This window comes from Clostridium lundense DSM 17049 (genome assembly GCF_000619945.1).
Taxonomy (GTDB): Bacteria; Bacillota; Clostridia; order Clostridiales; family Clostridiaceae; genus Clostridium_AO; species Clostridium_AO lundense.
The window spans coordinates 69,533-87,152 of record NZ_JHVC01000015.1 but is presented as its reverse complement, the minus strand read 5'-3'; the positions used below and the strand labels follow the sequence as shown (position 1 = coordinate 87,152).

Below are 17,620 nucleotides of genomic sequence, written 5' to 3'. Positions count from 1 at the left end.
GTTTTAATAGAATTAACAAAGGAGGGTATAAATGATTAAGATAAAAGCTGTATATTCAACGGAAAATGAAAAAGAAAGATTATTGCAAGAACTTAAGACAAGCTTTGAGGTGCTTAAAGTTAGTAAGGAATATAAAAACGAAGGTCAATATAGAAGAATCCATATAGACCTAAGATAAAAAATAAAGTCCATTCCGGAAGGAACAAACTAAACCCTCGCAAGTTTAGTTTACCTTCTGGAAGACAAAAAATCAAGTATAAAGGTGATATTATGAGTATTTATATATTGCTTGAATATATAAGGGAGTGTAAATCTAAGAATATAAAGCCTAATAGGAAGGGATTATATGAGTTTAAAAAATTATGGAGAAGCTGAAATTCAAGAGGATTTAAATAAATTATTATTAAAAGTTCAAAAAGAACTTAAAAAAAAGATGTTTCCAAGAAAGCATATAAAGCTATTATGGAGAGATGTTAACATTGGATTGAAGAAGTTAGATGACACAATATTAGGCACTTATGAAACTATAAAAGATAAAGACAATGAATTAAAAATTCATCATAAAATTAATATAAATAATTGGGTATATGATGAATATAAGAATGGATTATATGGTCTTGGGATTGAAAAAAGATATTGCAAAAGAAGGTTAAACAATACTATAGCACATGAACTGATTCACGCATACGTATATGAAAAATATGAGTGGCTTGGTGATGAATATGGATTTCATAGAGATGGTAGTCCTGTATTTTTATCTATATTGGTATTCTTAAATATACCAAGTGGACACGCTGCAATGAAAGGATTTAAACATACTGATATATATAAAAAAGTAAAGGAATATGTTAGCTTTGAATCATTAGAAATTTATTTAATACATTTAACTTGTGAGTATGAGAAAAAATTTAGATATTTAGAAACAATTATATTACAGGATGAAAATAAAGTTTATATTAATAATTTTACATTTTCAGCAGGAGATACAACAGGATTAAAAGGGGAAGTAACAAATACAGCTATAATTAAAGGTTGTATGAGTAAAGCAAATATATTTACAATTGGAGCTAATGCAGATATTGATAAACTAAATGATTTAGTATTAAGTAAAGTAAATAGGAATGTATTTGAAACAAAACATGTAATGTTGTATTGTGAAACGATAAGAGATAAGAGAAATAAGTACAAGCTGCAGAGTATGAATATATAATAAATTAAGGTATAACGATATAGAATATAGAAAATTTTATAAAAGAAAGGAAGTGAGAACAAATGAGTGAAGAAATGAAAAGAGTTTGGAAAATTCTTAATGAGCGTTATGGAATTTATACCATGGAGCAATTGAAAGAAGAAATGGCAAAAACAAAATTAAACATAGGAATTTTCACAATGCCATTTAAAGATTCACCACAAGAGACAATAAAGGCTGAATAGCATTCTTAAATACTTCACAATGATTATATTTATTTCTATTTGCAATAGTAAATTGTAAATGCTTATAAACCATTGGAAATACTGTATTATACCATGGATGTGTGATATAATAAATATAAAAATAAATATTTAAGTACCGCACTATAAGGTGTAAGTCTTAGAAATAAGGCACGGGAAATTAACTAAGTCAATATTATTGGCGTGGTTGTTCTCGTGCTTTTTTATTTTAGGAAGTAGTGATAATTACAGGATAGATAATTTTAAGTATGGTTCTTAAGTAGTTAGGAGGTTTTAAAATGGCAAAATTATTTCATGTAACAAGTTACATGAATAGAGATAAAATTCTAAAGGAAGGTTTAACATATTATGAAAGACTCAACAAACATAATGAGGATTGGAGAAAAATAAAATGTTTAAATGATGTAAAGTCTGGAGATGCAGATATATTAATTGATAAGTATAAGCCGTTGGACCTTCCATATTGGATGGAAGTGAATAAATGTATTTATATGACTATATATGAAGAATGTAAGAAATTTCTTAATACTGATTTAGATATACCATATTTTAATGCAGATGCATTCGGGTTTATAGTCAATTCTGAGGAGTTAGATCAAAGCAGACTATTTGTTAATGATCCAAAAAGGAATAATATTTATATGAATATTTTTGAAAATGTTTTTCAAATGGCAACACAGGGTATAAATAGGAACTCAATCCGCAAAACAAAAAGAAATGTTGAAAAATTTTGGAGGGGGCTTATTCCTTTTCAAGAATATTACAATAACCCTGATAAATATCCAAAGCCAGATAGCCCCAGTATTTATGAAGTATTATATTTTGGTAAAATATCGCCTAACCTATTAGCTATAATTAATGACAATATTGAAAATGACGAAATATTAAAACGTATATATAAAAATATAATAACACATAAATTTAACAACCATAAAGGTGTTTGAAATTAGTTTTAATCTGCATGAATGGCAAACTCTATAATAATTTTATTACGCTTGATAGAATTATTAAATGTGAAAATAACGATTAAGGAGGAAAACTATGTCTATAGAAAAAACAAAGAAAGAATTAAAAGATATATGTTATGGAATTTTAAATGTAATTGATGATATAGAGGAATGTAAAAAAGAAAATGATGAGAGTATGGTAAATACTTTAAACAGAATAAAGAATGATTTCAAAATAAAATTTCAGTATTTAAGCAATAAGTATGAAGCTGAAAAAATACTAAATAAAAAATAGGAGGATTAAATATATGGATTTTATTAATGAAGAAATAAAATTTCCAAATGAACAATTAATAAGAGCAAAAGCTGATTTCTATAGAAATATATTAAACAAGAATAATGATTTCTCATGGAGAACTGCGGAAATTTTAAATTCTGATACAGATAGCTTAAAAAGGTTAATACCAAAGACCATGGAGAAAGAAATATTAATAGAACCATTAAGCAAAAATTCATTGAAGAACTATATAACAATAAGTAGTATCCATGGACTGGAAGTACCGATATTAAGTTTTATGATTAATGGAGAATATACATTAGATGAAGGAGATATTAAGAAGGAAGTTGAGGCTAAAGGAAACTGTATAGACTTTGGAAGAGATAGAGACCTTATTTCCACAACTGTATCAGATACAGTGTATCATGGTACAGATACAGCATTTGTAAATGCTGTAGAGAGTGGTTTAAGATCCGTAAATGAAGAAATTGAAATAAGAAAGTTATTCGACTTGGAGGCAACAGGAATATATGAGCACATGAGCTTATATAAAAGTGGTGTCAAAAAGATAAATGGAATCGATATATACGAAGCACTTAAGAATGCTATACAGGACTTACCAAAAGCAATAAGAAGAAATGCAAAGATAGTAATGAGTAATAATGATTACATTAAACTTGTTGAAGTGTTAGCAGCTAAGGGAATAAGTAGTATTCCATTTAAGCAAGAGATAATAATTGAAGAGGAATGTAGTAACCCTGTAGTAGGAGATTTATCTTTTATTCATATAAACTATGATGGTGATATTCTTTACAATTATAAGAAATTTCCTGTAGATGGTTTATGGTATTTTACACTTACTGTATTTAGGGATATACAAATAAAACTGCAGTCCGCTTTTAGGATAGTTAGTGTAAGTAATAAATAATAATAGTTACTAACAATAGGTGTAGTAAAGGTTATATGCATAAATATAAAGGAGCAGAGATAAGGGGCGGAGTAATTAATATATCCCCCCTCCCTTAGAGAATTTGGGGCTAAGGAGAAAGACCGAGGGGGTAGATTTCCTCACAAAAAATTCCCTAAATAAAAAATTGAGATTTATATATTAAAACTTAGAAGATTTCAAATGAAATAAGGTGATATAGCATGACTAATGAGGAACTGGTGCAATTATATCAACATGGAGATAAACAAGCCTTAAGTAAGCTCATAGAGCAAAATACAGGTATTGTATATAAGTTAGCTAATAAGTTCTATGTAGAAGATACTAATAGCATAGATAAAGAGGACTTAGAGCAGGAAGGATTTATAGGTTTAATGATAGCAGCTGAAAAATATGATTTTAATAATCCTAAGAAAGCTAAATTTACTACTTATGCAGTACATTGGATATATTCGAAAATAAACAGATATATAACTCAAAAGAACACTAATGAGGAAACAAGCCTTAATACTCCGATAGGAAAGGATGAAGATGCGGAGATTATGGACACTCTAAAAAGTGCTGATTATAGCTTTGAGAACGTGGAAGAGCGAATATATAATCAACAGCTTAGAAAAGAACTCGAGGAAGTAATAATGGAGCATAACACTTTAAAAGAAAGAGAAATATTAAAACTTAGGTATGGGTGGAATGGCAATAAATCAATGACATTATATGAAGTTGGGCAAGTGTTTGGAACTACATTAGAAAAGGTGAGATATACTGAAAATACAGCTCTAAGAAAGATAAGAAGAAGTCCATGGGGAGCAATAAAGGCTAAAGAGATATATACTAGAAAAATTGAAGAGGCAAAGTATAGCATAGATAAAGTTATTGATAAAATTAATTTTGCTGATAGATATTTATCCATATGAGGGAGTGAAATATAATGACTAGAGATGAATTAATTATTAAAACTGAAAATTATATTAAAAATATTCCAAAAGTAAAAAAGGAAATAAGTAAGCTAGATGAAGAAATTATAAGGTGTAATGAAAAAACAAAAGAACCTACAGAAGAGGTTAAGATATTAAGTAGAAGGAGAAGATTACTGGAAATAAAAATAGAAAAACTAAAAAATGCAATGGATGTACTAAGTGAACAGGAGCAGAAGATTATATGTTATAGATATTTTGAAAATATGTCATGCTCAAAGATAGGAAGTGTAATGGGGTATAGTCAGAGCTTTTGTAAGAAGAGTAAGGTCAATAATATTTTATATAGAACTGGGCAAATGGTGTTTGCTGCTGAAATATTATTATGTGAATTAGGAGACTAGTGAGAGCTAGTTCTTTTTATTTTATATAATGTAACAGTTAAAATTATAGATATTTTTAAAGCATGTTATATAATAATAGCTAGAATGCATAAACAAAACTATAATAAAAATAATTTACAATTTATTGGAAGAATACTATTTCAGCATAAAGATAGGTATTGGAGTGAAATATATAGAATATCCAATAATGTGAGTGTTTTTTATTTTTTAAGAAGGAAAATTACAAAAAGTGTAGAAATTTAACATTATATAGTGGTGATTTAAAAATAAGAAATATAACTATATGATGAAATAAAATGCATAATAATGATAAGAATGAATTTCTATATACATGAATATAATGGGGGTATAGACATGAAAGATAGTCCAAATGTAATTTCGTTTTTAAACATGAAAGGTGGGGTGTGCAAAACAACATTGTGTAAAGAAATGGCTCTATTTTTATCAGAAGTTAAAGATAGGGACATACTGGTTATAGATATTGATCCGCAATCAAATTGCACACAATCATTTTTTGAAAGATATAATGTTTTACAAATAGACGAGGGAGAGCTTATAACATGTGAAACTAATTTGCCATCAATTGAAAATGTTTTTTCAAAATCTAAAGGAGGATTAAGAGAAATAAAATTGGAAGATGTAATTTATGAATTGAGTAATAAATTACATATAGTTCCTGGAGATTTGAATACTGTTTTTATGGAGAGAGAAACCGGAACTGGAGCTTCAGAGCAAAAATTATTTAATTTTATTGATCAGTTTAAATTACAAGAGAAATATGATTATATTTTTATAGATTGTCCACCAACATATTCTTTTTATACAGTTTCTGCATTATTAAGTTCAAATTATTATTTAGTACCTTTAAAATCAGATGCTTATTCCCTTTTAGGTTTGGATTTATTAGAGAGGGTAGTTACTGAATTAAGAAGCTTATATAGGGCAAATTTTAGCAATAGACCTATTAATAATTTAGGTACAATATTTACAATGATACCTAAAACTCCAAGTAAGGGGGTTTTGCGAAATATAGAACAAATAAAGGAAGCTTTTAAAGATAAAAATGTATATTTTTTCAGAAATGATTTTCCTAGGGCTGATAAAATATCTACAGGAAAACTATCAACATTTATAATGGATAGAGATGATGCAGGATTATATGAAAAACTAGCTGAAATTTGCCAAGAGTTTGAAGAAAGGATGGCTAATCTAAATGGATGATAACAGTGTTGTAAAAGTTCGTATAAAAAAGATACAGGATATCAACAATGAGGATTTATTAAGATATGAGCTATATTCTATTTTAGCAACAATAATATTATCTAAAGAAGAATTTAAAAATAATAAAGAAATTAGTGTTTTTTTAAAATCTTTTAATATAAGCTTCAAGGAATATGTTATGAAAAATCGCACAATTATTATGGCAAATACATTGAGAAAAATTGAAAAAGCTGATTTAGATACACTCCAAATGTATAAAAAAGTTTTAAAGGATTTGTATTTATTAAATACTAAAGAATTTGAAGTAATGCCAAAAGATAAAAAACAAGCTAAAGAAAACTATATGAATGGTATTCTTAACAAATATTCGAGAAATAAAGGATAGATGAGGTTAGATGTATAAAAAAACAAGTGAATATAAGAATTTTATAAAAAAATATTTTCCTTACTCAGGTGTTATAAATAATCCAAATGCAGAATTGTTATATTTTAGAATTTGTGAAAATAATATAATTACAGAAATTTATGAAAAATATATTACTAGTGAAAATCAAGAGCAGAACATTGCTTGCCATTTAGAATTCTTACAAAGGTATAGAATCCAATTTAATAATTTGTTGTTATATATACCAATAAGTGAGCCTAATGGAATAAATTTTTGTATGAGAGCTACTATAGAAAATTTATTAAAATTTCTCTATTCCATTTATACTGATGATGATTTGAAAAGTATAACAGTATGTAAGTTTAGAGATATTAAAGAACGTTTAAATAAATTAGAAACAGAACTTTTTATTAATAAAGATAAAATTAATAACCTTGTAAGTTATTATGGGAAATTTTCTAATTCAATTCATGACAAAAATTGTAACAATAAGACACAATTAGAATATATGGAGAGCATTATTCAATCTAATCAATTAGATTTATTAGGGCTAAATAATAATTTGTTAAATATTTTAAATGTTTATGAAACACTTATAAGCAATATATTTAGAATTAGTGAAAAAACACTTTCAGTTAGTGATATGATTAGATTAAGAAATACATTAACTACCAAGCGATTTGAAAAAGTAAAAAAGCATTTATATCAAGAAAAATAAATTAAATTGGTTATATTAAAATTACTTTTGGTAGTATACTACTAATTTGCTACCAATGACTAGAGCTATAATATAATCTATAATAATTTAATGTACTTAACTTTAATAATTAAGCATCCACCAACCCTTGAAAATAAAGAGCTTTATTGAGTTAATATAATTGGACATGCTTAGAAACAATTGATTTATGGTATAAACGCCTCATGTGGAGACTGTAGTGAGTTTAACCAAGGAAACTCAAGGGCTTCAGAGTTTAGAGTTGTAGAAAAAATAGGCATTTGCCACCCGTTTGCCGACGCAATTATAAAGCGTCGGCATTTTTGTTTAAAATACTCCCAAAAATATTGAGGCTATCTTCTTTCTTTTTTTGTTACATGGGGATAGGTATCTACAGTTGTAGAAAGTTTATGCCTAACTCATAATTGACTACACGGCTTAAAATACAGAAAGGGTACTCCTTTCCTATGCTTGCTATTCTTCTTTTCGGATACTTCCACGCTAAAAAGCGAGTTTGTCAAACTACCCGCAGAAAAAGAAAAAACGCCGCAATCTGTGGCGTTCCAAACGGCTGTATGTATGAGAAACCGGGGACATTATTCCCTCGGTGTGTCGTTGTTGGCTTTCCCTATTCCCTTTGCTTTTTTGTGGCTTTAATAGCTTAACCGAAATAAATCATATAATAACCTTGACACGCCGTTGTCAAGGTTATTATAGTACAATTGAATTATGGAGTTATGTTAATAGTTAAAAAAAGTTTATAGAAATTTATAAAATTCTACTATTTTTTAATAGACTTAAAAATTATCTAATACCATCACCTCAAAAAAGTTACTGAACATAATGATATAATAAATAGCAAAGTGAGGTGATAAAAGCATTAAATATACGGCTATATCCAACACAAGAGCAAATAATTTTAATGTATAGGCATATAGGCTGTATGAGATTCATTTATAATTGGGCGTTAGCCAAGCAAATAGATAGTTATAAACTTAATAATAAAAAACTATCAATTACAGAATTAGGTAAACAATTAACTGTTTTAAAGAACACCGCAGGTTATGAGTGGTTATATGAAGTATCTCATGCAACGCTTAAAGAGAGCATTAGAGATTTAGATAAAGCATATAATAATTTCTTTAATGGCAGTGGCTTTCCTAAATTTAAAAGCAAGAAAAAATCAGAACCTAGATTTTACAGCAGATATGACAAAGTTTATTTTAAGGATAACTTTGTTAATCTTGAAAAGATAGGTAAAGTTAAATGTAAGGTGGATTATGACATTGATTTAACTACTGTAACAAAGTTAAAAAACTAAGTAAAAAGTTAAAAAGGCTTCAAAGACAATGTTCAAGAAAATATATTATGAATAAGAAAGGAGAGAGTTACCAAAAAACTAAGAACATTGCAAAACTTGAAAAGAAGATTGAAAAACTTCATAGTAAACTTAAAAATATTAGATTAAATCATATACACCAAACTACTTCCAAAATGGTGAAAGCCAAACCATATAGGATAGTTATGGAGGATTTAAAAGTATCTAATATGATGAAGAATAAACACTTATCAAAGGCAATAGCAGAGCAAGGATTTAATATATTTCTTAATCAAATAAAATATAAATGTGAAAAGTATGGTATTAAATTTGTTCAAGTACCTACATTTTATCCTTCAAGTAAAACTTGCAGCCATTGTGGTACTATCAACAAAGATTTAAAACTTTCAAATAGAACTTATAAATGTAGTTGTGGTTTTATTTGTGATAGAGATAAAAATGCTTCATATAACCTTGCAAACTATGGTTTAGTATAATCACTTAAAAGATTTGCTAAATTGGGTAATCGTTATAACCCATTACCTTATTAGGTAACAAAGCCTATGGAGTGTTATACAAACGAAAGTAGCTTTGGCAAAATCGAACATTATGAAGTAGGAAATAAACAAAACTATAAACTTATATAATCTTCTTAGAGAGTTTTATAGAGTTTTGGTAACGGTGATTGGTTGCAAGAAAGCAGATTGTTCAGAATTTTATATTACCTATTGGATAAAGGGCGTACTACCGCCCCCGAATTAGCAGAAAAATTTGAAGTATCTGTTAGAACAATCTATCGAGATGTTGACGCGATTAGCAGCGCAGGTATTCCAATTTACACTACGACAGGAAGAAATGGCGGCATACAGTTTCTTGATGGTTATGTTCTTGATAAATCCTTTTTCTCGGACAAAGAAAAGCAGGAAATACTATCAGGCCTACAAAGTCTTTCAGCTGTACAATACCCCGAAATTGATGACATTTTGAGAAAACTTGGTGCAATCTTTCAAATAGGACTTACGGATTGGATTGATGTTGACTTTTCACGTTGGGGAAGCATAGCTGAAAATGAAAACTTGCTGTTTAATCAATTAAAGCACGCTATCCTTGAAAGACGGAAAATCAGCTTTGAGTATTTCAATTCTTCCGGCACTAATCAAAAACACGAAGCTCTACCACAAAAGTTAGCTTATAAGGATAAATCGTGGTATCTTTATGCCTTTTGTCTTTTACATGACGATTATAGATTATTCCGGCTTACCCGTATAAAAGACTTGACCCTAACAGAAATATATTTTGAGGACGGACCTAAAGAAGAACACATAATTTTTCCGCAACCGCGAGATATAGGGACTATAATTGATTTGGAATTAAACTTTCCTTTAGAGGTTGGGTATAGACTGTATGATACATTAGATGATAGTGCAATCATTAAGCATAAAAACGGTTATACCGTAAATTTTACTTTACCCGAAAACGATTGGCTATATGATTTTCTTATGTCTTTTGGTGATAAAGTAACAATCGTTCGTCCGCAGTCTATTCGGAAAAAGATAATAGAAAAATATAGAGCTGCATTAGAACATTACAAAGGAGTATGACAAAATGAATATTAGAGAAGAATTAGAAAAAGCAGTTGGAGTTATGGAAAATTTACAGTTAAATGATTTAGAGATTGACTCATTAAGCGTTAAAGCCATTATGATAAATGAGGTGGTTCCCTCCGACCCCTCTCAAGACTTCTATGGACAGCCCGACGCAGATTATTTGAAGACGACTATTCTACTCTTTCAAAAAGCAGGATTTCAAGTTTCGACAATACAAGATATACTGCAAATGGGTATCTATATTACTAATGCTGTTAAAACACCTAAATCAGAATATACGATTGAAAAGAGCAGCATTGAAAGCAGTTTGCCTTATTTGGAAAAGGAACTTGCGTTATTTCCAAACGTCAAGGTTATTATGCTCATGGGGGACGTGGCAAAAAAGGCGTTCAACATAATAACGAAGAAAGCAACAAAGAAAAATGCTGTTCCTGCTGTTTCAACATATAAGCTACGAAATAGTGAAGTTTATTATGGAAACATTAGGGTTATGCCATCTTATATTATGACAGGCGGTAATATCTTGATTGAAAAATCAAAGTTTAAAATGGCTTCCGAAGATATTGCTGTAATGGTAAGTACAATTAAATAGTTAATTTTTATAATTTTTTTGTAAAGCTTGACAGTATGTGTCAGGCTTTAATTTGTATAATGGATATATACAAAAGTGAGAGGGTGGACTATGAAAACAAAAATATTTAATCGAAATTTTATCTTGCTAATAATCGGACAGGCTTCTTCCATGTTTGGGACTGTACTGCTAAAATTTACAGTTTCATTATTGATCCTTGACTTGACAGGTTCTGCTGCATTGTTTGGCACTATCACGGCAATAAGTTATTTACCCCCTGTCTTTTTGTCACCAGTTGGTGGTATTTTAGCCGACCGAAAGAATAAACGAAATCTTATGGTTGTTTTGGACGGTATGTATTGCGTCATGGCAATCCTATTAGCAGTTTCGTTGTCATTACCCAATGAGCTTATTTATATAACGATTATCATGGTAGTTTTATCTGTCATATCGTCTTTTGAAACGCCTGTTGTGCAATCAAGTGTCCCGCTTATTCAGCAGAAGGACAGTTTTGTCAAATCTAATGCTATTGTAAGTCAAGTTAATATGATTGCCAATCTTGCGGGACCTTTGTTAGCAGGACTATTCTATGGTATTACTGGTAAAGATAATCTGTCAGGAGTTCAGATGATTTTATTTAGTTGCGCGGTATGTTTTTTCCTTGCTGCAATACTTGAAACCTTTATTAAAATACCAAAAGTGAGTACACAACAGGCGGGCAATTCTCTACAAATGGCAAAAAAAGATTTATTTGAGGGTATCCGTTTTCTTACAACTGAACAAACTTATGTATTTAAGGCTATTCTGCTAAATGCTGCTTTTGTTTTCATGATACAGCCCTTGATTACAACAGGTGCGCCATTTATCATACGGATAGTGCTTGAATTAAACTCCGTATTAAATGGACTATCACAGGCTTTTATGGGAGCTGCCGGACTAATGGGTGGTGTAATAGCTGAACTGATTGCAGATAAATTCAAAGCAAGTAAAATTTATCAACTGTTTTTGATTATGGGGGTAGCAATCGTGGTATTTGGTATCGCTGTCATATTAAACCTTTCTACAAACATGACATATATTATCTTTGTGATTATTGGAATTGTGATTTTTATCTGTGCAAGCATAGCGGGAATATTCATTATGTCTGCAATTCAGCAGAATGTGCCGAATGGTATGTTAGGGCGTGTCATGTCCTTTTATTCAGTGGTAGTCAATGCAACTTTACCAATAGGCATTTTCCTCTATGGATATTTGTATGAAGAATTTATAAATGATCTTTCGATGATAATGTTTGCAACTGCTTTTTTGATATTTGTGGTAGGTTATATAGGGAAAAAGACATATCAGCATTTATAAACCTAAAGTTTCTGTTTCTCTTTGGCATATTTCTAATCCTGTCGTGGAGGGTCACCGAAAGGGGGGAAGAACATGAACTCTGAACGCCTTGAATGGCAGACCTGTTGTGAGTTTAATGCGTACTACAAACACGCCTTGCGCAACGAACCAAGCGTCGGCAACGTCGTGAAGTTAATCTAAACAAATGCTTATCTAGATGAGCATTTGTTTTCATAGTATCCGAATTAATAGGGTTAAACATTTTCTTAAATCTACTAACATAGCTATTAGACATACAAGCATCTCTAATTTTATTCTAATACGTATATATAAATAAGAAAACCTGATAAACAAAAATGTTAAATCAAGTTTCATTAAGTTTATGATGTCAGGTTTTACAGGCTATCCTTGAAGGCTGGGGCGCTTCATCAGGAGGCTGTACTGAGCCACGCAAGGTATATTTGACCATTTGGAATGTACAATATTTATTTTATAGATATAAGATAAAAGAAATGAATAAAGAGTTAAAGAAAATAAATGGAGATAATTATAATAATAATAAGATTCATGATAAAAAAAGTGATAAAAATTTATTCAAACTTTTAATAATATATGGAGTGTTAACAGCAGTATTTAGTATATATGATTTTTTAGAAATTAACTTACCTATGTATTTTAAATATGTAGTTTTGTTTATATCATGTATAATTATGGTAATGGAAAGTGTAAAATTAGTTGAATCTAAGAAGCATAGTAGTTTAAAAGTAATATATCCTATAGTTTCAACTTTGTTATTAGTAATAATATTAGGATTTAATTATACAGGCTTTATAAAAACTTTTGGGAAGTATACTGTAAAATCTACTGATTTAAGTAAAGTTTATATAGATGATTTAAAAATAGGTGATAGCTTAGAAAAGTTTAATAATAAAAAATATACATTTACAGATAGGTATAGTAATGAAAATTATAACTTTGTATTATGAAGAAATTATAGTATTTAGGTTAGGAAATGGTAAAATTAGTATATATTTCTTGATATGGAATTGGGAAACAGGGAAAAATAAAATATAGTTGGAGAGAGCCCTTGAGTGTTGGTGGTGCACTTGAGGGCTTTCTATTATCATAAAAATGCGTATATTACTAAAATATGCTATAATGTGTGATGATATTAATATATTTTTGTATGAGTAATAATATATGAAATTTAAAAATCTTATATATAATAAATTAGAAAAAACAATATAATGAATTACTAGCACCTATAAGATATTTAGATGCAGAAGTTACCCCTATTGAAGTAAAGAGAAGTTAGTCTTTTGTCCTGCGAAAGTTGAGTAATGTAATTAATGAAGATAATGTTATGATAAAAATGACACAGTAAGATTTTGAAAATTTGTTTGTTTAGAATTAAAAACTTCTAATAAGGTAAGGATGGTAGTAAATGAAAATTTTAATTTTGGAAGATGATGAATTTCAAAGGAAAAAGCTGAAAAGTATTACATCAAAAATAAGAGATGCTCAAGTTTTTGATGTGGAATTCAAAAAAGATGCTTTAGAAATTTGTAAAAATGAAAAAATAGATTTATTTCTTATAGATATAATGCTTCATAAAGAATCGGGAATAGATTTTGTTAAAGAAATAAGATTATATAAGCAGTATGAATTTTCATGGGTTATATTTATCACTACGCAAGAACAATACATAACCATGGCTTTTAAAGAAACTCATTGCTATGATTTTATAATTAAACCTTATTGTGAAGAAGATATTTTAAATTTAACAGAAAAGATCATAAATCATGAAAGAGTAAAAGAAGAAAAAAATGAAGCTAAAAAGATACAGTTGCGTTTAAAAAATGGTATATATCTTAAATTAGATATAGAAGATATATATTTTGTTGAAATGTGCGGACGAAATAGTTGTTTTCATACTAAAAATGGAAAATATATAGTTACAAAGATGTCCCTTAAGAAGGTATTAGAAGAGATAAATCATCCATCTTTTATACAAGCGCATAAGTCTTTTATAGTTAATATTGATAACATATTAAAAACAGCCAGGATTGATAGTAGAGTAAGTGAAATATATTTTAAGCATTATGATGAAAAAGCTTTAGTTGGATATAAGTACAAAGAGTGTTTTGAAGAAAAGTTAAAAGGGTGTTGATATGATTGAAGTATTATTAGTACTGTTTGCAGCTTTAGTTAATTGGAGTATTTTTTTACTGATTTATGAAAATTTATTTTTACAAATTAAGATTTCATATATAAATAGTGTTTTATTTGTGGTGTTATCTTCTATAATAACAGTAATATGTATGAAAATGAAATATATATTTATTTTATCATATATTTTTGTAATTTTAATGATTAAGTTAATATATAAAAATGATTTAGAAAAATCATTAATGCAATTTTCAATTGTATATATACCTATGAATGTATTTGAAATTCTTTTGACTCATAGATTTAATGGTGTATTTTTTAGTTTTAGAAATGAAGAAGAAATTTTGATTATTGTAAGCATTATAACAATGCTTATTTCAACTGTTTTATTAATATTTTTTAAAGACAAGCTCAAATTTAAAATTTTGGATGAAAAATTAAATTTTTTTATAGGAAGCAGTCTTTTCATACTTTTTGTGCTTTTCAAAGTATTTTTGCAGAAAAAGTACAGCGTTATAGTTGATAACTTGGATATTATTGTGGTTGTGTTTTATATTATATTTTTGCTTCAGCTTTATGGTTATAGCTACATGTGTAAAATTATTGAAGAAAGCAAAGGCTTAGAAGAACAAAAAAAATACGATTCTATGGTAACGTCCTTAACACAAGAAATAAGAAAAAAGCAGCATGAATTTAAAAATCATCTTAATACAATAAAAGGGATGATTGATGTAAGCGATGATGAAGAGTTAAAAGTTAAATTTAATATTTATGTAAATGAAGTAAATAAATCTGTGAAGAAGATAGAAGAACTTGCCTATATAAATTCATTAATTATAAAAGGTATAGTATATACAAACATTGAGGAAAGTAAAAGGAAAGATATAAGCTTTAATTTTGACATTAAAAATAATGTTATAGAAAATATATTAAATGACCAAGAAATGTCTGTGGTTTTAAATAATCTTCTTAATAATGCTTTTGAAGCGGTAATGAATGCAGAAAAAAGAAATGTTGTGCTTAAAATTTATAATGAAAATGGAAAAGGTAATATTATTGTGAAAAATAATATTAATAAAAGTGAACTGAAAAACATTTCCAGGATATTTGATGAAGGGTACTCAAGCAAAGGCAGCGGTAGAGGATATGGTTTAAATAATGTTAAAGATATTGTAGAAAAGAACAATGGCAAAATTGAGTTGGATTTTGAAGATAGCATGATAATATTTAAAATTATATTTTAGAATACATAAAAAGAAGGTAGCAATAAAGCTATCTTCTTTTTATGTACCGAATCTTACAGTATAGGTACTTTCTATTGAAAGAATAGTTAAATATGGGTACTATTTTTATAAAAGTATTACAATTTAATTAATGGAGGGATGTAAATGCTAGATTTAGATGTTATAAGAGAAAATTGGAAAAAATATGCGCAGGAGATAGAAGGAAATTACAAACAGGGTATTGGAGTTATAAAAGGAACAACAGCAGCTACAATAGAAAAGAATTTTAAAGGTGCACAAATAAATTATAAAATATATGTTGAAGCATTGCAGAGGACTTCTTTTGTAAAAGTAAAACTAATACCAACTAAACAATTTAAATTTTTAATTGTTAAAAAAGGGAATGTTTTAAACTCCATTTTTAGTATATTTAAAGCCATAATGATAGGAGGAAAAGAGGTGAATTTAAATCATAAAATTAATGATGTTTATAAAATTAAAGCTTCATCGCAGGATATATTTGAAAAAGTTTTTGATGATACTAGTTTAAGAAGCATATGTGAAGGAAGCATAGCTACTTTTTCTTATAACAAAGGAACTATATCAATTATGTCTACATCAGATCTTTGCAAAGGAGATGAGCTTCTTTCAATAGATAAGATTTTGTGTAGATTAATAGAAGAACTTTAAAGGTGATAAGTATGAGCGATATAGTTATAAAAACGAGAAATCTAAATAAGATTTATAAAAACGGTTTTGAAGCTTTGAAAAATGTAAATATAACTGTAGAGTCGGGAAGTCTAAATGGATTTATAGGAGAAAATGGTGCTGGAAAAACTACATTAATAAATATACTTTCATCACTTAGTAAAAGTTCTTGTGGAGAAGTTGAAATATTTGGAAAACCAATGGAAAAGTTGAATAATGAGGATAAATTAAAGATTGCTTATGTTGGAGATGAAGGGGAGATATTTTCTCATTTAAAGGTAGAAGAATTTTGGGACATAATAGGAAGCTTGTACAAAACACCTAAAAATATAATTAAAGAGAGAAGTGAGGAACTTCTAAATTTATTAGATCTTAGAGAGCATAGAAAAAAGTTATTAAGAGAATTTTCAAAAGGAATGAAAAAAAAAGCATATATTGGTGCAGCATTAATACATGATCCTCTACTAATAATATTGGATGAACCTTTAGAAGGAGTAGATGCAGTAGGAAGAATAGATTTAAAAAAGGTACTAAAATATTTAGTTCAAACGGGTGTAACCATATTTATAAGTTCTCATGATATTTTGTTATTAGAGGATATATGTACACATATTACTATAATTCATAAAGGAAAAATAAAATATTGTGGTGAAAAAGTTAAGCTTTATGAAAAATATAAAGATTGTTCTCTTGAAGAGTTATTTTTAAAGATAGTACAAACTAAAAAAGAGGAAGATTATATGTTGTCATGGAGGAAAGTTAATGAGTAGTTTAGTAAAATATTATATGTTATTTGTAATAAGAGATAAAAAATATATAATATTTATAGTAAATTTGATTTTAGGACTGCTTATATTTAATACCTTAAAGGGTGTTAATATACAATTAAGAAATAGAATTTTTATGATTATAATAGTTCTTCCCTTAATCCATTCTGATATATGTTACAGCGGTTCGTTTATGCTATGGGATGAAAGAAAAAAAGATATAAGATATTTAATTATAACACCCATAAAAAAGATTAAGTTATTGTTAGTATCAAATATATTTTGTTTAGTAAATAATTTTATAAAAATAATATTAATGTCATTTCCATATGTTTTTAGTTATGGTATATCTAAGGAATATGTAATAAACATTATAATTGTCTCTTTTGCAGCGATTTCCATAGGAAATTTTTTTATCTATAAAAATTCTAAAGGGATGCAATTTGATATTTGGAAAGTCTCAATTCATTTTAGTGATAGCTTCAATAATAGGGGAATATTAGTTAATATATTGATTTTTTTGTTTACTGGAATATTAAGTTTAATCACTTCTTATATAAATTTGCTTTGGATCATACCAATCATGGCTTTATATATTTATTCTGTTATCTTATTCAATAAAAAATTAAATGACCTGCCTCAATTTATGGAGGGGATGTAG

20 protein-coding genes and 1 pseudogene are annotated in these 17,620 nt (G+C 28.1%); all 21 read left to right on the top strand.

All coding sequences use genetic code 11. The features are described 5' to 3' along the window. The first annotated feature begins 31 nt into the window (after positions 1 to 31). A complete protein-coding gene (locus T514_RS27005; RefSeq protein WP_034869431.1) occupies positions 32 to 178 on the top strand; it encodes a hypothetical protein in 147 nt (48 codons plus the stop codon). 168 nt (positions 179 to 346) lie between these two features. Continuing rightward, positions 347 to 1,210 (top strand): hypothetical protein, encoded by an 864-nt coding sequence (locus T514_RS0116405; protein ID WP_027625753.1) that lies wholly within the window; start codon positions 347 to 349, stop codon positions 1,208 to 1,210. 62 nt (positions 1,211 to 1,272) lie between these two features. Further along, complete coding sequence (locus T514_RS26730; RefSeq protein ID WP_156939971.1) at positions 1,273 to 1,434, top strand: hypothetical protein; 162 nt, start codon at positions 1,273 to 1,275, stop codon at positions 1,432 to 1,434. Positions 1,435 to 1,730: 296 nt separating this feature from the next. Then, positions 1,731 to 2,396: a hypothetical protein gene (locus T514_RS0116395; protein ID WP_027625752.1), complete on the top strand. Its 666-nt coding sequence runs from the start codon at positions 1,731 to 1,733 to the stop codon at positions 2,394 to 2,396. Between the two features lie 97 nt (positions 2,397 to 2,493). Then, on the top strand, positions 2,494 to 2,694 hold the full coding sequence (locus tag T514_RS0116390) for a 14-3-3 family protein (RefSeq protein WP_027625751.1): 201 nt from the start codon (positions 2,494 to 2,496) through the stop codon (positions 2,692 to 2,694). A 13-nt stretch (positions 2,695 to 2,707) separates the two neighbouring features. Then, positions 2,708 to 3,604, top strand: coding sequence for a hypothetical protein (locus T514_RS0116385; RefSeq protein WP_027625750.1), 897 nt, complete (start codon positions 2,708 to 2,710; stop codon positions 3,602 to 3,604). A 221-nt stretch (positions 3,605 to 3,825) separates the two neighbouring features. Next, on the top strand, positions 3,826 to 4,536 hold the full coding sequence (locus T514_RS0116380) for a sigma-70 family RNA polymerase sigma factor (RefSeq protein WP_027625749.1): 711 nt from the start codon (positions 3,826 to 3,828) through the stop codon (positions 4,534 to 4,536). 14 nt (positions 4,537 to 4,550) lie between these two features. After that, complete coding sequence (locus tag T514_RS0116375; protein ID WP_027625748.1) at positions 4,551 to 4,940, top strand: sigma factor-like helix-turn-helix DNA-binding protein; 390 nt, start codon at positions 4,551 to 4,553, stop codon at positions 4,938 to 4,940. Positions 4,941 to 5,294: 354 nt separating this feature from the next. Beyond that, the gene (locus T514_RS0116370) at positions 5,295 to 6,161 is read left to right on the top strand and encodes a ParA family protein (RefSeq protein ID WP_027625747.1); all 867 of its coding nucleotides are present in this window, start codon (positions 5,295 to 5,297) and stop codon (positions 6,159 to 6,161) included. Further along, positions 6,154 to 6,546 (top strand): hypothetical protein, encoded by a 393-nt coding sequence (locus T514_RS0116365; RefSeq protein WP_027625746.1) that lies wholly within the window; start codon positions 6,154 to 6,156, stop codon positions 6,544 to 6,546. Before T514_RS0116370 ends, T514_RS0116365 begins: the two co-directional genes overlap by 8 nt. A 10-nt stretch (positions 6,547 to 6,556) precedes the next feature. Further along, on the top strand, positions 6,557 to 7,264 hold the full coding sequence (locus tag T514_RS0116360; RefSeq protein ID WP_027625745.1) for a hypothetical protein: 708 nt from the start codon (positions 6,557 to 6,559) through the stop codon (positions 7,262 to 7,264). A gap of 865 nt (positions 7,265 to 8,129) precedes the next feature. Then, positions 8,130 to 9,076: pseudogene (locus T514_RS24810) on the top strand (RNA-guided endonuclease InsQ/TnpB family protein). Positions 9,077 to 9,268: 192 nt separating this feature from the next. Beyond that, positions 9,269 to 10,180: a helix-turn-helix transcriptional regulator gene (locus T514_RS0116350; RefSeq protein WP_027625744.1), complete on the top strand. Its 912-nt coding sequence runs from the start codon at positions 9,269 to 9,271 to the stop codon at positions 10,178 to 10,180. Between the two features lie 4 nt (positions 10,181 to 10,184). Continuing rightward, entirely contained in the window at positions 10,185 to 10,778 is a 594-nt protein-coding gene (locus tag T514_RS0116345) for a uracil-DNA glycosylase family protein (RefSeq protein ID WP_027625743.1), read from the top strand. A gap of 90 nt (positions 10,779 to 10,868) precedes the next feature. Further along, positions 10,869 to 12,113 carry an MFS transporter gene (locus T514_RS24805; RefSeq protein WP_051542090.1) on the top strand — a complete coding sequence of 415 codons (1,245 nt, stop codon included), beginning with the start codon at positions 10,869 to 10,871 and terminating at the stop codon, positions 12,111 to 12,113. Positions 12,114 to 12,604: 491 nt separating this feature from the next. Then, entirely contained in the window at positions 12,605 to 13,078 is a 474-nt protein-coding gene (locus T514_RS0116335; RefSeq protein ID WP_207640947.1) for a hypothetical protein, read from the top strand. Positions 13,079 to 13,536: 458 nt separating this feature from the next. Continuing rightward, complete coding sequence (locus T514_RS0116325) at positions 13,537 to 14,262, top strand: LytR/AlgR family response regulator transcription factor (protein ID WP_027625741.1); 726 nt, start codon at positions 13,537 to 13,539, stop codon at positions 14,260 to 14,262. A 1-nt stretch (position 14,263) separates the two neighbouring features. After that, entirely contained in the window at positions 14,264 to 15,505 is a 1,242-nt protein-coding gene (locus T514_RS0116320) for a sensor histidine kinase (RefSeq protein WP_027625740.1), read from the top strand. A gap of 144 nt (positions 15,506 to 15,649) precedes the next feature. Continuing rightward, a complete protein-coding gene (locus T514_RS0116315) occupies positions 15,650 to 16,174 on the top strand; it encodes a hypothetical protein (RefSeq protein WP_027625739.1) in 525 nt (174 codons plus the stop codon). An 11-nt stretch (positions 16,175 to 16,185) separates the two neighbouring features. After that, positions 16,186 to 16,962 (top strand): ABC transporter ATP-binding protein, encoded by a 777-nt coding sequence (locus T514_RS0116310; protein WP_027625738.1) that lies wholly within the window; start codon positions 16,186 to 16,188, stop codon positions 16,960 to 16,962. Beyond that, complete coding sequence (locus tag T514_RS0116305) at positions 16,955 to 17,620, top strand: hypothetical protein (protein WP_027625737.1); 666 nt, start codon at positions 16,955 to 16,957, stop codon at positions 17,618 to 17,620. Before T514_RS0116310 ends, T514_RS0116305 begins: the two co-directional genes overlap by 8 nt.